At 45.8% G+C, this 16,776-nt stretch carries 4 protein-coding genes; 1 reads left to right on the forward strand and 3 read right to left on the reverse strand.

Annotation, left to right across the window (positions count from 1 at the left end; translation table 11 throughout):
* Positions 1–52 precede the first annotated feature (52 nt).
* From CJD36_RS20325 to CJD36_RS20335, 3 genes are all read right to left on the reverse strand, one after another.
* Positions 53–3,040, reverse strand: coding sequence for an Ig-like domain-containing protein (locus CJD36_RS20325; protein WP_105041046.1), 2,988 nt, complete (start codon positions 3,038–3,040; stop codon positions 53–55).
* A gap of 221 nt (positions 3,041–3,261) precedes the next feature.
* The gene (locus tag CJD36_RS20330) at positions 3,262–14,892 is read right to left on the reverse strand and encodes an FG-GAP-like repeat-containing protein (protein ID WP_105041047.1); all 11,631 of its coding nucleotides are present in this window, start codon (positions 14,890–14,892) and stop codon (positions 3,262–3,264) included.
* A 395-nt stretch (positions 14,893–15,287) separates the two neighbouring features.
* Positions 15,288–15,728: an SRPBCC family protein gene (locus CJD36_RS20335; protein ID WP_105041129.1), complete on the reverse strand. Its 441-nt coding sequence runs from the start codon at positions 15,726–15,728 to the stop codon at positions 15,288–15,290.
* Positions 15,729–16,152: 424 nt separating this feature from the next.
* Between CJD36_RS20335 and CJD36_RS20340 the strand changes: the two genes are divergently transcribed.
* Entirely contained in the window at positions 16,153–16,656 is a 504-nt protein-coding gene (locus tag CJD36_RS20340) for a PA2169 family four-helix-bundle protein (RefSeq protein ID WP_105041048.1), read from the forward strand.
* Positions 16,657–16,776 lie beyond the last annotated feature (120 nt).

The raw sequence follows: 16,776 nt of genomic DNA on the forward strand, positions 1-16,776 counted from the left end.
TGCCGCAGCTGACCAGCCCGACACGCGCATATTTTTTGCTCTTTGAGAAACTTTATTCCTTCAACAATTTCACATGCCCGATCCTTACTCCATTGTGATAATAGTTGATAATGTAAACCCCTGATGAGAGTTCACTAATACTTAGCGTGCTTTTATTTTGGTCTATACTTACTGTACGAAGAACCTTGCCTGATAAATCAGTCAACTCTACCATTGACGTGCCATTTAGCGGTCCGTCTATGGCTACTGTTACCATATCATTAGCAGGATTAGGATAAACACTCAACGTCTGGATGCGATTCACATTTTCAACAGCCAGATTAAATATGCCATACTCAGCCGACAACCTGCTGCAACCATTGGTGTCTGTCACAAGTACCTTATATCCGGCATTGGTAAATGCATGTACACTGCTGCTGGTTGCCCCTACAATTGTAACGGTATTAGCATACCACTGGTATGAGGCAAAATAATTGCCTGTACGTAGTGTAGATCCATCGAATGTAATAACAGGCGCTGGAGCAGGATATACATGAACATATACTGCAGCGGACGAAGATGCACAAATGCCTGGCAAGTTAACAAAACACGTATAGTAACCGGTAGATGTAGCGATATAAGAGGCTGAAACGGCACCGGGGATATTCACACCACCCCTCTTCCACTGATATACAGCGCCGGGTACATTGGCTACGGACAGTGCTACATTTATGCCTTCACAGAAAGTCGTAGGTCCGGCGGGAGCAATGACCGGAGGAGGCACAGAAGTAACCGAAACTGTATTGGAATTAGTTACACATCCCTGTGGACTGGATATAACTGCATGATAGTATGCGGTAATACTTGTGCTGAATGTAGCGTTCGTAGCTCCGCTGATTACAGCTCCACCACCAGCTACCGGAGATGTATACCATTGGTAAGTGTACCCTGCACCGGTTGCCGCTGATAAAGTAACACTACCTCCTTCACAAAAGGTAAGCGCGCCACTTGCAGCAATAGTTGCTAATGGCGCCGGATCAACGGTATCTGTATGAGGGGTGCCTGTAGTATCTGAACAGCCTGCTGCATTAAAAACTATGAGCCTGAAATTACCTGAATTGTGTACTGTATAGGAAGCGTTGGTGGCGCCAGGTATAGAAGAACCACTTGACCTCCATTGATAAGTATACCCAAGTACAACAGGTCCATTAAGCACCACACTATCATAAGAGCAGAATCTGGTCATTGACGATGATGGTGTGATCGTTGCCGTTGGCTTAGGCCTGATGGTCACGACCACAATTCCGGCACCTGTGGTTACCGCACTGCAGCCTGTTGTGGTATTCAATATTCTTACCGAATAGCTGCCGGTTGCATTGGCAGTATATGATGAATTTGTGGCACCCGCAATTGCAGGAACGCCAAGATACCATTGGTACGCATAACCCGCACCCGGTGTTGCATTCAATACAACAGAATTGGGAAAACAAACACTTGTCCCACCTACCGATGTAATTGTAGTGACGGGAAGTGGGTTCACAACTACAGATGTACCGGTTGTAGCGGCAGCACTGCAACCAAAGCTGTTGGTAATGGTTACATTGTAGGTACCTGCCATTAACGCCGTATAATTAATATTGGTTGCGCCTGGTATTGGACCTGCGGTATTGCTCCATTGGTAAGTGTCGCCGGCACCACCACTGGCCATAAATATTACGCTGTCCCCTGCGCAGAAGGTTGTGGTACCACCTGTAACAGATATAGCTGCTAAAGGCAGGGCATGAACGACCACTGTCTGTAGGGCAGAAGTAGCAGCGCAGGCACCGGAGCCTGTGATCACAACCGTATAGTCACCTGTAGTACTTGCACCATAGTTTGAATTCGTAGCGCCGCTTATTGCCACCCCGGTATTGTACCACTGATAAGTATACCCTACACCTGTAGTTGTACTGAGCGTTACATTAGCACCCGCACAAATAGATAGAGAACCTGATGTGGTAACTGCTGGTGATGGATAAGGATAGACAGTGACTGTTGCGCCTGCTGAAGTAGCACTACAGCCTGCCGCCGATGTAGTAACAACCGAATACGTTGTAGTTGTGGTAGGGAACGCAAGATAAGTATCATTGGTTGCACCTGCTATTGGCGATGCTCCATAATACCATTGGTAAGTGTTACCTGCACTTACAGTGGCACTCAGTGTTACACTGCTGCCATTGCAGATAGAAGATGAAACCGGAATTATCGATGACGTTGGCAACGGATTTACTGTTACCGTAGTTGTGGCCGTACCCACGCAGCCGGTAACATCTGTTCCTGTCACTGTATAGATAGTGGAAGCAGATGGAAGAGCAGTAACAACATCGCCCGTAGTCGCAGACAATCCGATTGATGGCCCCCATGTATATGTACCAGCCACGCCTGCCCCACCACCTGTAAGGACTACACCTGTTGTTGAACCCGTACAGATAAAAGAAGTAGCTGGTGTGGCTGTAATTGTTGTTAATGGGCATACTACCCTGCAATAATAGTCGTTAGATTGTCCCCACCAGGCAGAACACGGAGCCGAAACACTGCCGCCCACATAGTGCGGTTCACCCAAATATACCCGCATTGGCAAATTGACACCAACAGTAACCCCTGTTACAGGAACCGTAAAATTGTAAGAACCAGATCCTGTAGATGATGCAAGATAGGTAGTAGTGCCTGCCAGTTCAGACAACTCAAATGTTCCATTATTATTCCAGTCAACATACACAGCGATATACGCAGGATACCCTGTAACCCTTGAAAAAGGAATAGTGACAGTGGCACCAGCCGGAGCCACAATTCCTTGTGTTGAAAAATAATTAAAGTAAGACCCTACACAACTACTGCCGGTGTAGCTGATAGTAGATGTTACTCCCACACCGGAAGCAGAAACAGAATAAAAGAACTGCGAAGTACACCCAGCCGTGTATGAAGGCGCAGTGCCTGTACTACATTGCCCATATGCATTTTGCATATTAAAAAGGAAAGCACAGATAGCTAGCGTATTAAAGAGCGTACTGAGTATTTTCATGTTCTGTTTTTTATGTCGTGCCAAAAAATCCTGACAGAACAACAAAACTAAAACCCCAATATAACCTCAGCCCGAAGTGAAGGTTAAGGATTTATTGTTTAATTGTTACATGTTTTAATTTGCAATTAATAGATCACTGTAACGATCATGCAGAAGTAAAAAATAAAGAGGCCGTCACCTGCAGGGACGATCTCTTATCAACTCCTAAATCTAAACACAACTTATTCTTTGACTAACCTCTGCGAAACTTTCTGCTCGCCCTGTGTAAGCTCTACCATGTATATACCGGCTGCAAACTTGCTTAATGGAACGGAAACAGTACCATTCTGCTGTTCACCCAACTCCTCATTGTAAATATTTACACCACTGATATCCATAACACGCACTGATACCTTTTCCTTTTTACCGGATGTATAACTGATCTTCACATCATCGATTGTTGGGTTAGGTGTCATACTTACAACAAGAGCTTTAACAGTTGCAGAAACATTGGACTTCAATGTAAGCTCAAAGCGATCTCCCTGAGTAGTTTTATCCTTGCTAATTGTAAATGCATATTCCGTACCCTGGTTAAGATCAACATACTTTTCAAGCAGCTTGTCATGAAGTACTAATTTACCACCTTCAGGAACAACCACATTGTCAGCACGGATGATAAAGTTCTGCTGGTAACCGCTGGTTACACCCAATGGTATTACCTTCTCCACTGCAAATGGACGACTATCTACTGCTAGCTTACGATTGTCGGAAGACTGACTATAGAAATTGAAATCCGACACACCCATAGGCTTCACCGCATCCAGCATCATATCTTCTTTATCAGTTGCATGGTCGTTGAAATCGAATTTCAACATATCCCACATATGGTAGTTCACATCATAAACATTGATGCTGGTATATTGAACCGGGGCCTTGTACAGGTAGTTTGAAGTATTTGGTGATTTATCGGCCTCTATAAAGTCAATGTGGGCGTTATCATGATCGGCACGTACCTGTATACAGGTATTGGCTTGCACGTAATAATGCACCGGACTACTACCAAGGTTAATGGCAACAAACTGACCACCGGCACTTAGATTAGGATCAAAAACATAGAATGCGCCACCTATCACTTGTCCGGCTGCCCTTGCATTCCAGATTACGTAACCCATATCCACTGACGAAGGGTATGGATTTCCCACCATATTAAAATCCTGTATCGTATCTATCAATCCCTGCGCTAACGGTATGGATACATCCCCTTGGTTTACCGGACCAAGCATCTTAAAGGTTGTTGGTGATGGTGTATATCCTCCGGTCGCTCCAAGGTAACCCAATCCTTCTCCCTTGGCTCCTCTGAAAAAGAGGCGTATACCTTGACCCGGATGCACCTTGTTAGAATCAACAGCACTAATATTTATCTTAGTAAACGGCTTCCAACCGGGATCATAACCCAGCGACGAATTCTCTGTATATGGATCCAACCTGAATGCAGATGGAGCATTGGTAGTTGTTGATGTAAAACCGTTTGCAGCCCCGCCAGAACCTGTTATATCTATATAAGGCTTTAACTGGCTCAGCGATAACTTATCGCTAAACGGATGAGCGAAGAAACGATACCTGCGCAACCCACCCATTACATACTGATCCACCTTTACTTTACCTGATATACCGGCACCAACATTGGTAATGGCATCGATACGGGCAGTAACATTGGTGTCAAATGATGCAAGCTCCAGGCTATCACTGGTTGATAAAATACCGGATGTAATGTAAAGCGTATTGGCAATGATCACATGCGCGCCACTATCTACCGCTGCACCCGATGCATTATCCAGTTCAAGGTTACTTATTGTTCCGTTACCTTTTATTGCCTGCAGACTTGTGCTATTCAATATCACTTTACCATCGCCCGAAACAAAACCATCGTTCTGCAACGTACCCTTAGTATTCAGAACAGATCCCGCATCCATCACTATAGTTGCACCACGTCCTAGTTTAAGCCCGGAAGTTGTAAAAGGTGTAATGCTGCTTATTACAGGAACGTATGATCCTGAATCAACAATTACATCATCTCCCAGATCCGGAACTGTATTACATGCCCAGTTTGCCGCATAATTCCAATCAGTGAGATGACCTGCCGAGCCACCTATCCATTGCATAGGGGTCGGCGCTATATAAACTACTGTATCAATATAGGTAGTACATACTGGATTAGACACACTTAAAATGGTATAATTATGAGGTATTGAAATTACCCCTGAATTGATGGAGAACGCGCCGCCTACAGAAATTGTGGAATTGACAACTGCGCTACTATCCACCATGTATGAAATTGTATTAGACGGCACACCTGTTATATAAACTGTACCAGCATGACCGACACAAGGCACATCAACTGCCGTGACTGTAGCTGTAGGGTAAGCCAGGATGGTTGTTGTAACCGGATATGGTGCACTCGCACACACACCGTTACTCACGATCACAGACCCGTTAAAAGTACCCACGGCACCCGAGGCAGGCATAATAAGAGGTATAGAACTACCAATAAGCGCGGAGCCTGTTACATCAGTAAATCCAACACTATTGGCAGTACCATCCCAGTTCAGGTCGTAACTTGTTGGCCCGGCTGTTGTTGAGCTGAATGACACAGAAGCTAATGTAGTAGGCTGACAAACTGTTGGCATTGCAGCACTCAATGCTATAGTTGGATTAGCATTTACTGTATCCGCACCAGCCATACCATAATCACATGCACCGATACCCGACGCAATAATTGTATAAACACCTGCGGCTGATTGCAAACCAAAATCCAACGGCGCTAGTGAACCGGGAAGAGCAGCGCCCACAGGTGACACACCATTGTACAATTGATATTGAGTACCTGTATCTGAGTTATTAAGCCCAATTGTAACTCCTGCAGAAGCACAGGCATTGCCACCAGTTATATTATAGACAACAGGGTGAGGATTAACGGCGACCATTGATGTAACCGATGGAAGGCTTATACATCCCGGCCGGTTATAAGTTACCGTAAGGCTATATACACCAGACTGTCCTGCACTCGTTGGCGTAATCGTCCTGCTGCTTACACTTGCAGCTATAGCCGTTGAAGTATACCCGCCAGGGCCAGACCATGCATAAGAAACAAATGATGTACCTGCAGGGCCGGAAGGTGTACCCGTTTCCGATAACACAAAACTCTCAGTACCACCCAAACAGATATTTGTATCTGAAGCAGCGACTGTGCCCGCATCAGGCAAAGGCAACACAGTTACACTTGCTGTACCTACTACACAACCACCTACTGAAGCTGTATACGTTGTTGTAACGGTCGGTGTAGCCATTACTCCTCCGGCAGTTGTAGTCAAACCGGCTGACGGAGACCATGTGTAAGCAGATTGCGCGGCAGTTCCTGTGATCGCAACATTGTCAACAAAATACAACCAAGAGGCAGCTGCGCCAAACTTATAGAAGCCAAACCTTACTTTAACATTGGCATTACCAACATATGGTGTAAGGCTGATAGTATTGGAAATCCCGTTCATGGCATAGGTGCCACTGCCCGGCCAGCTATTAGGCGCTCTCCATAAGCTAACCCACGTACTACCGCCATCGATAGATATAGCCACGTTACCTGAATCATTGGTAGTTGCCCCGAGATCGTAAAAATAATTGTAGCTGATCGAGGCAGTTGCATAATCAGCAAGAGAAAACGAAGGAGATACCAATTGAGACGCCGTAGTTGCTCCGCTTCTGTTATCAAGAACATAGGCTTTGCCCGATCCAGATATAGTGGTAGAAGACCAGGTAAAAGGTAATGTGACGGGAGACCAAGCTGTAGTTCCGCTCGTAGTCCACCCTTCAGTGGCTATATTTCCTTCAAATGCTTGTGTCGGCATCGGATAGAGATTTGCCGAGGCTGTTAGTAACTGGCCTGGCGCTGCGCAAATCGATGTTGTAGTTGGCGTCACCGATAGTGCATTAACACCGGGGTAATTTATTGTGGCAGTTGCATTGCTGGTACAAGTAAATGTATTCGTACCTGTAACTGTATACACCACTGAAGCAGAAGATAAAGAGTTAACCGTAACGTTTGCTCCGGTTGACGCTGACAGGCCAGTGGAGGGAGACCATGAATAAGTGCCTCCAATGCCTGCACCGCTGGCACTTAATACTGTACTGCTTGCACCTGTGCAGAATGCGCTACTTGATGGAGTCACAGTCATTGTTGGAACCGGACTAATGTTGATGACCGATGTTGATGTAACGCTGGTATCGCTGGTATTGGTGCACGTCACAACCGATCTGTAGTACGTATTTGCCGTAACAGATGGAGTAGTATATATATTACTTGTTGCACCGCTTATATTAGACCACGTTGCATTGTCAGGTGAAGATTGCCATCTGTAGGTGATACCCCCTGCTGTAGGTGATGGCGCTGTTAGAATATTAGAACCTGTCCCACAGTATGTTGCAGAAGCAGGGGTCACAGTGCCCGCTGACGGTACTCCCGCACATGGCGGCGGAACAGTAACCGTAAGTAATCCTGCACCGGATGTCGAAGTTGCACCGGCTGCGTTTGTAACTATACAACGATAACCATACCCATTCCAGGCCAGTGGAACGTTAGCCAGCGTAAGCGTATTAGTAGTAGCTGTTGATGTAGTGCTGTACCCGCTATAAGTACCGGTAGCATCCAGCGTAGCGGAATTTATATTTGTCCACGTACCACCACCGCCAATACCGGAAGTATTTCTCTGCCATTGATAAGAGGCCGCACCCCCTGCACCTACGGAAAATGAAGTGCCGGCAAACTCTATAATAGAAACATTATTTGGATAAGGGTTAATGACCGGAGCAGCAGTACCAGGAACAAGTATGCCACTTAGCGTAAAATCATCTACCCTGAATGTGCCGGAACCTGAAGCCCCGTTTACACCGAGTACAACGGTAACTGTACCGGTTAGGTTAGATAGAGCAGGAGAAAGTGATAGTGTACCGGTTCCTGTACCGCTGGTTGGCGCGGTACCCGACCCTACCGATGTACCGTTAATGGTCAATGTATAATTTGGCGCACCTGTAGCGCTTCTTTGCCTCCAGAAACTATATGATGTAAGAGAAAGAGAATAACCGGGCTGAATGGTCATTGTCATGGTAAAAGTTGGGGTGCCGGCGGAACTACTAAAAGCGAGTGCCTGTCCTGAACCACCTGCAAATTGTGTTACAGCGGCTGAACCGGTCCAATTTCCACCAGACAGGCCTGGCGCAAGAACCGCGCCACCGGTATAATTTGGAGAGCTTAGCGTACCGGCATCAAAACTGTTGTAGTAAAGCTGGCCTGAGGTTGTAACTGCCGTAGATACAGTCAGCGCTTGAGTTGCAGTATTAGTGCCACAGGCATTGGTTACATTATAAACAATATTTGTAGTGCCGGCTGAAAACCCGCTTACTCCTCCTCCGCTCACATTCACGTTGGCTACGGCAGGACTACTGCTCGTCCATGTACCACCGGTTGCAGGTACATATGAAAGAGTTATTGTGCTCCCTGCTGTTAAAGTAGAAGTACCTGTGATCGTTGGTATGACATCAACAACAACCGATACCGTAGTAGCAGTAACAGTGCCACAACCATTTATTGCCGATACGGTATAGATACCTGCTGATAGTGAATTGGTCACTCTCGATGCCGGATTACCGCTGGCTGTATAAGTATTCGGGCCTCTCCAGGTGTATGAAGTGGCGTCTGTTGCCGTTGCTGTAAGCGTTAGTGTTGCACCACTGCACAATGGTGTAGATGTAGCTGTCGCGGATACCGCTGTTGGTGGTGTGTTAACAACTATTGAACTTGTGGTGGCACTTGTAGTACCACATGCATTAGTCACCGCAAGTGTGTAAACTCCGGCAGATAAAGTATTAACTGCAAAGCCCGCAGGATTTCTTACCGTTTGGCTGTAGCTATTAGGTCCCGTCCACTGATAGGACGTTGCGCCTGCCGGGCTACCCGTTAATGTAAGTGTCTGTCCACTGCAAAGTGTCGTTGCATTAGACGTTGCAACAACGCCTGTTGGAACCGTAATGACTGACACAGACGCAGTTGTGGCTGTAGTAGTACCGCAACTATTCATAGCACTTAAAGTATATATCCCGCCAGACGAAGCTGTGGCTACAATTGCCACCGGATCTTCGTCGGTTGATGTATAACTATCCGGTCCGCTCCAGGAGTACGAAGTTGCAGTAGTTGCACTACCACTAAGTGTGAATGTACTGCCCAGACAAACGGTTGTTGGCAAAACCGAAGCAGATACGCCTGTTGGTATTCCATTTACAGTAACCGATGCAGTTGTCGCAGTTACAGTACCGCAACCATTTATAGCAGTAAGCGTATACACACCTGAAGCAGCATCTGTGGCGGTGGTAAATGAGGTATTAGCATCAGTAGATGAATAACCTGCAGGACCGCTCCATGAGTATGAAGTAGCATTAGAAGCACTTCCGGTAAGTGTAAGTGTTTGACCCGTACACAGAGAAAGCGGCATAGCGTCTGCTGTTACCGCAAAAGGTAATGAGTTAACAACCACTGAAGAAGTAGTTGCTATCGTAGACCCGCAAGTATTAGTTGCAGTTAATGTATATACCCCGGCCGACATTGTTGTAGTTGTAAAGGCCGCAGGATTCAGATCTGTCGATGTACCACCGTCAGCGTAGCTCCAGTTGTAAGATACAGCGTCGGTTGCAGATCCGGTCAAAGTCAGCAGATTACCGCTGCAAAGCGTCCCCGGGTTGGCCGATGCTGTTACTGCCGAAGGCACTGTATTAATTGTTAGCGCTGAAGACGAAGCAGATGTACTTCCGCAGCTATTAGTTGCTGTAAGCGTATAAATACCTGCAGACAATGTAGTGGTAGTTATTGCAGCTGGGTTAAGATCAGTTGATGTACCACCGTCAGGGAAATTCCATGTATAGGTTGTTGCACCGGTAGCCCCACCTGTCAATGTCAGTGACTGCCCTTGGCAAACAGTAGAGGAAGACAATGTGGCACTTACAGATGTAGGTACCGTAAGTACATTAAATGAAGCTGTGGCAGTACTGGTACCACAAGCATTTGTTGCAGCAAGCGTATACACACCAGCTGAAGCTGTACCAACTGTGAATGATGCAGGATTCAGATCGTTAGACAAATAACCATCAGGGCCGTCCCACTGAAAAGTAAGACCATTTGTTGCGCTACCCGTAAGTGTTAATGTACCACCGTCACAAACCGCTGCGGACGACAGATTTGCAGTAACCGCAGTTGGCGCAACAGTACAACCCATATCAATAGTAATTGTAGCACTTTCTCCGGTAACTATCGCAAAACAACCAGCCAGTGCCCTTGCACTATCAATAGTATAAGTAGTAGTTGACACGGGTGTTACTGTGAACGAATATGCGCCACTCGCGTCGATTGTCACGGAAGAGTAACTTCCTCCCGTCCACGAATAATAGACAATATCACCATCATTGCCATTTATGGTCAATGATGTGCTGCTTCCTGAGGGTATAACGGCGGTTCCTGTTATGGATGGTGTAGGGGTAACATTGATTATTACGTTTGATGTTGTTGCAGTTACCGTTCCGCAACTATTCGATGCAGTGAGTGTGTAAATACCTGTCGACGCTGTACCTACTGTAATTGCCGCAGGATTAAGATCAGTTGAAGTAAAACCATCGGGGCCATTCCAAACATATACTGAAGGACCAGTAATGCTACCGGTTAAAGTAAGGTTACTACCGGTACACAGTGTTGTTACCGATGCATTGGCCATTACTATTGGTGCCGCAGGTGATATAGTTACAACTGTATAAGCATAGCTTGTATCACCACCAAAAGTTGTGTAGTAAATTACGGTATCAGTACCGGCTGAAAGACCGGTCAATACCCCACCAGATGCAGTGATCGTTGCATTGGTAGCATTTGACACTGTCCACGTCCCACCGGTAACTGTATTACTGAATGTAGTTGAAGTACCTGCGCACACAGTAGTTGAACCTGTTGTCTGCCCTATCGGCGGAACAGGATAATTCTTGAGGATTGTAATTGTATTAGCTGTTGCCGCGGAAGTGCCCCTATTGCCGGTTACAACGTCAGGATAACCATCAGCATCCAGGTCACCAATAGTAACTGTTACGGGCCTGCTACCTGTTCCAAAATTAAGGACTGGTGCAAATGCTAATGTAACCGCACTGCCTGTAGCCAGGTTACGGAACATGGACACCGTGTTATCTGTATTATTAGATACAACCACATCTAACTTCCCATCTCCGTTAAGATCTGCAACTGCGATACCTGTAGGCGCATTGCCTGTAGCAATATCGGTGTGCGCTGCAAATGAACCGGATGTTAATGTTCCCAATGTACTTGTGTTGATCAGGACACTGAAAGTAGCATCGTTGAAATTAGTTACCACCAGATCATTTTTACCGTCATTGTCAATATCGCCTGCAGCAATATCGATTGGGCCCGACCCTACACTTAGAGACACTGATGTAACAAACGAAATATTACCATAGGTTGATGTATTGCGCGCAATGGTGACTGTGCTTCCTGAGTATGTTGCAGGCGATGCACCATTGCTACCCGAATTAGGTACGGCAACATCGGGCTTACCATCACCATCAAGATCAGCTATGCAAACACTCGATGGTGCAGCACCCGCTGGTATAGTTACAACCGGACCAAACGCCGCGGCTCCCGGAGTGGAAATATTAGGCAAAACATAGATGGCTCCAAGACCGCCCGACACAGCAATATCCGGCTTTCCGTCACTATCAAAATCATTGATCGCCGCAACTGAAGAGAACGGTCCGGCCGTAACATCGGTATGCGCTGCAAAAGTTGGCGTGCCTGTACCTGATGTTGTGTTAAGATATACGATCATGGTCGAACCGCCTACAGCATCTAAAAGAGGAACAATTATATCCAGCTTACCGTCACCGTCAATGTCCGCAAGCTTTATGTTGTTCGGACTCTTGGTTCCGATTCCGTCAGTAAGTGTACTTGTAAGCGAATAAGAAGCTCCTGAGATCACACCGGCACCGGTCATTACATTTTCAAATATAGAAATGGATGGAGTACCACTACCGGATACTGTAGCAGAATTGTTGACAACCAGGTCAGGCTTACCATCATTATTCAGGTCGCCGATTGCCCCGGAAAAAGGTGTCGCACCCGCAGTAAGTATAACAGAGCCTTTAAAAACAAGACTATCTGTACGGAAACCCGCATTGTTATATATAGGTGTGAAGTTAGTGTCGGAATAGGCTGTATAATTACCCGAAGTTGTAATAGTTACAGGAGCATACGTAGCTCCTGCCGGTACCGTAACCGTCAAGCTGAGCGTGGTAGAGGCACCTGCATTTACAATCGCCCGTGTTGCACCAAAATAAACAATGTTGTTTGCAGGCGTTGCATCAAAGTCTGTCCCATTGATGACAACAGTAGAACCGGGCATACCGGTTTGTGGTGCAAATGACGTAATAATCGGTGATGGTCCGTTTACACTTATTGTTCTTGTAGCATATACAGGTCCGCAACCTGCAGCTGTAGTAGATGTATAACTTATAGTAGCTGTACCCAAAGTAAGGCCCGTAGCAACCCCTCCTGCATCAATTGTAACACTGCCTGTACCGGCAGAAGTACTCCATACGCCGGTTCCGGTTGCAGTTGTATTAGCGAGCGTAATTGATGTGCCCACCTGCACAGCAGGGGTTGATGGAGTTATTGTTCCTGCGGCAGGTAATGGGTTAACCGAGTAGGTTGCCGTAATACTACTATTACCACAACCGGTAGCCGCTGTCATTGTATATGTACCGGTCATTGCAGTTGTTGGACCCGACCTTACCAATGGATTAATTGTTGTAGAGCTAAGCCCTGGTCCTCTCCATGAGTAAGTAGGGGATATATAACTTGTAGCATTTGCTACAAGGCTGAATGAACTACCGGCACAAACTGAAAAAAAAGGACTGCCGGTAATAGTTAGCGAAGTAGGAGCAGAGCCTACTACCAAGGGCACAGTAGTAAGGGTAGAAATACCGCATGAGTTAGTGGCTGTAAGTGTATAGATACCGGCCCATGCTGCAGTAATTGCAGTTCGTGAAGCAACGGCCGTAGCTGAATTTGTCAAGGCACCCGGTCCTGCCCAGCTAAAAGATGTAGCATTTGTAGCACTTCCGGTTAGCGTAAGATTCGCACCTGAGCACAATGGATTTGCAGAGGTAATTACTGCAGATGAAATAGTTGGAGTGGCCGTATGCACTACTACTGCTGTGGGAGAAAAAGTAGCAGTACCGCAAATATTCGTTGCTGAGAATGTATAAGATCCGGCCCCAGACGCGCTTATAGAAGTAATAGAAGCAATAGATGTCGTTGCACCAGCCCAGCCTGGCCCAGCCCACGAATAGGAAGTTGCGTTGGTTGCAGTACCTGTCAATGTAAGTGTGTTACCCACGCAAACAGGGCCATTAGTAGTTGCCGATACTGACGACGGAACCCCTGGGCTAACCACAACGGCGGTAGGCGAAAGTGTAGCAGTTCCGCAACCATTTGTTGCTGAGAATGTATATGTGCCTCCACCGCTGGTGGTAACCGGCGCCCTGCTTGTTATCGAGGTAGTTGCCCCGGCCCAGCTTGGCCCGGCCCACGAGTAAGTTGCGGCATTTGTAGCAGATCCTGAGAGGGTTAGTGTAGATGTGGCACATAACGGGGTTGGTGTTGCAGATGCACTTAGTCCAGATGGCATACCAGACCAAACTGTTACTGATGCGGCGTTAGAAGTGTTAGTACTGCCGCCCGAACTACAAGTGCTCACACATTGGTAATACGTGGTGGTCGAGGCGGCAAGTGTGGTAGGTGTAGTATATACAAGAGTGGTAGCACCCGAGCCGCCTGTAACGTTTGTAAAAGGGCCACCTGCACTAGTTGATTGCTGCCACTGGTAGCTGATACCGGAGCTGGTGGTAGCACTGCTAAGAGCAATAGTAGTAGAGCCACCGGTACAAATATTAGCAGATCCTGCAGTTGCCGTACCCGCAGCAGGAGTGCCCGAGCAACCTGAAGCATATACCGGAGTGATCACTACATCATCAACACCAAGAGCCTGCCCATTTGTCGCTCCACCACTACCGGTTAGTGTCCATTTGAAAAAATAGGAAGATCCATTCGCAATGCTCAGACTAGAAATGGTACATGAAACTGGCGTAGATGATATTGGGGTTCCGTAAGTTGAGTTTCCGCCATCGGCTGCGTAGCTAAGATTACCTGCTCCTGACACAGGATCAGTATATGTCCCGCCTGATGTAGTAGAAGTTGCAAAAGTCCAGCCCCATGCCCTGCTACCCGACCGGTATTTTTCATATTTCCAGGAGATCGTAAAGCCAACAATTGTTGCTCCTGTATTATTTGTTACACCAAAATATAAGACACCGGGCGTAAAAGATCCCGAACCTAAAAAGCCGGGGCATCTGTCTGTTCCTGCTGCATAATTATAGGTTCCTCCAGCAGTGAACGAACCGCTGGCGACATTTGTTACCGTTCCCGAAGCCGATGCGTAAGCAGCAGTACCGGCCCCTATAAGAAAACCTGTGGGCAACGCAGTTCCGGTACTCATTCCATCAAAATTTGTGGTTACAGCTGAAGTCGTAGTCAAACTCAGCTGACCCTTTACATTGCTGACGAACAATTGAAGGGCAAGAATCAGAATTGCATATTTACCTACAGTAAAAAAACTTTTCGTTACGAAGCTGGTTTGATACCTCTCGTGAACTAGTGGCCTCACACAGTTCGTTCCGTCTACACTACCCAATAACACTCCTGACTTGTAATTCTGTTTCATATATGGATATACTTAAGAACACAAAAGTCAAAATGTAATGTCAACGCAACGCTAAGCCTTTATTACCCTAACATAAAGGAATTGTTATGGGGGAAGGAGTGATGGCACTAACAAAAAGAACCAACGTATTGGAAATCAATCGTAGTAGAATTCAAAACGGAGTTATTGAGAAATTTTTACGAAACATACCGTTAACAACATCACTAATTATGATCATCACCGGCCTATAGCTATCGCTATAGGAACAAACAAAAACGGCCCGAACACTCTCATTGCTATCCGCACTACACTAACATCAATTATAATTCATCAGACGTTCCTCATTCAATGGTATTCAGTTATTATTACTTTTATCTCGCTATAAGGTAGTTGAATATTCTAAAACCACTAACTTCCTAGAACACGTCAACTCCCTTCCTCGTTGTTATCAGGCTGTACAAGCTCTCCTGCACCAGTCTGCCCCATGCACCCGAGCAGCCACCATAACACTCTATGGCGGGCACGAGTCCTTGGTGGGTAAAAGTGACTTTCGTTTTATTTCCTTCTGTGCTGATATCAAATACAATTTCCGTATCCGTCCACTCATCCTTATCGACGACAAAATTGATTTTGCTGTCGGTCACATGCCACACTACTTTTTTGTTAGGTATAAGCTCGGTTACCTTCTGCTTTGAAAAATGTACATCTACCATCTGGTAGGTAAACTCATCATTTAGTTTGTCTGTACTACCCTCAATTTTACCTTGCCACCATCCACGCACATTGTTGATGGAATTAAATACTTCATTGGGAGTCTGGTCTACCAAAATACTTACTGAATAATCTCTCTTCTCCATAAATCTTATTTTTTGTTGATCGATATGTTTGCGATGATACTTTTTGCTGTACAAATATATAGTCTAAAACTGCCGTCATTGGGGTACAAAAAAGACATTATAGCAGGCATATTTGGACAACCGGTATCTCGAAAAATATCTGACATACCTATCTAGAACACTGCACTGCTCATGCTTTAAATATTTTAAACTGGGGAACTACACCCCAGAACTGTAGAAATCAACGGTTGTTGGGCAATAACAACAGCTGCAATTTCAATATACATAACACACTCATTATCTATTATAACAGTCTCCCCACTGCAATCCCCCTAATGACCATCACTGTATAACAAATACACAATAGTTACCTTGTATTCACAACCGGAAAAATAATATCACGTGGCATAGTTTTTAGTTCTTTATCGGTATAAAACTACCTACAATGACACTTTCATTTAACAGCGCTGAAAAAACGATAATTATTCTTAATGACCTGATCAAGATCAACAACGACCGTATTGCATGCTATGAGCGGGCTATCGGGAACGAAAAAAATCTTGATACTGACCTTAAGCAGATTTTCAGCGATGTAATAGCGGAAGCCAACAATAATAAACAACAACTCATTGATAAAGTAAAGAGCCTTAGCCGTAACCCTAAGGACGCAAGCACCCTGTCTGGTATTCTGCACCGCGCCTGGACAGACCTTAAAGTAACGCTGATAGGTGAATCGAGAAAAGCGATCATCAACTCTTGCCTTTACAATGAAGAGATCGCACAGCACACTTATGAGGCAGCTCTCAATGTATCAGGTAAGATGAGCGAAGATGTTCATACAATTATTCAACAGCAACACGCAGGAATAAAAGAGACATACAACCACATTAAAAGCTACCGCGAAGTGGCTAGCTACTACGGCGCTTCAAGACTAGCGTACGCCAACTGATCTTATTATAATGCCAACTCAAAAAGCCCTGCACACCAGTTGTCGCAGGGCTTTCTTTATGTTGGAACGGTTTTTATTCAATTCAGATAACACACTATTTTCCAGGCATTTGAGCAATGA

Source organism: Flavipsychrobacter stenotrophus, assembly GCF_002954265.1.
Classification (GTDB): domain Bacteria; phylum Bacteroidota; class Bacteroidia; order Chitinophagales; family Chitinophagaceae; genus Flavipsychrobacter; species Flavipsychrobacter stenotrophus.

Coding starts and splice junctions, on each gene's coding strand:
- CJD36_RS20325 (WP_105041046.1), bottom strand. CDS start 3,040: ATGAAAATACTCAGTACGCTCTTTAATACGCTAGCTATCTGTGCTTTC.
- CJD36_RS20330 (WP_105041047.1), bottom strand. CDS start 14,892: ATGAAACAGAATTACAAGTCAGGAGTGTTATTGGGTAGTGTAGACGGA.
- CJD36_RS20335 (WP_105041129.1), bottom strand. CDS start 15,728: ATGGAGAAGAGAGATTATTCAGTAAGTATTTTGGTAGACCAGACTCCC.
- CJD36_RS20340 (WP_105041048.1), top strand. CDS start 16,153: ATGACACTTTCATTTAACAGCGCTGAAAAAACGATAATTATTCTTAAT.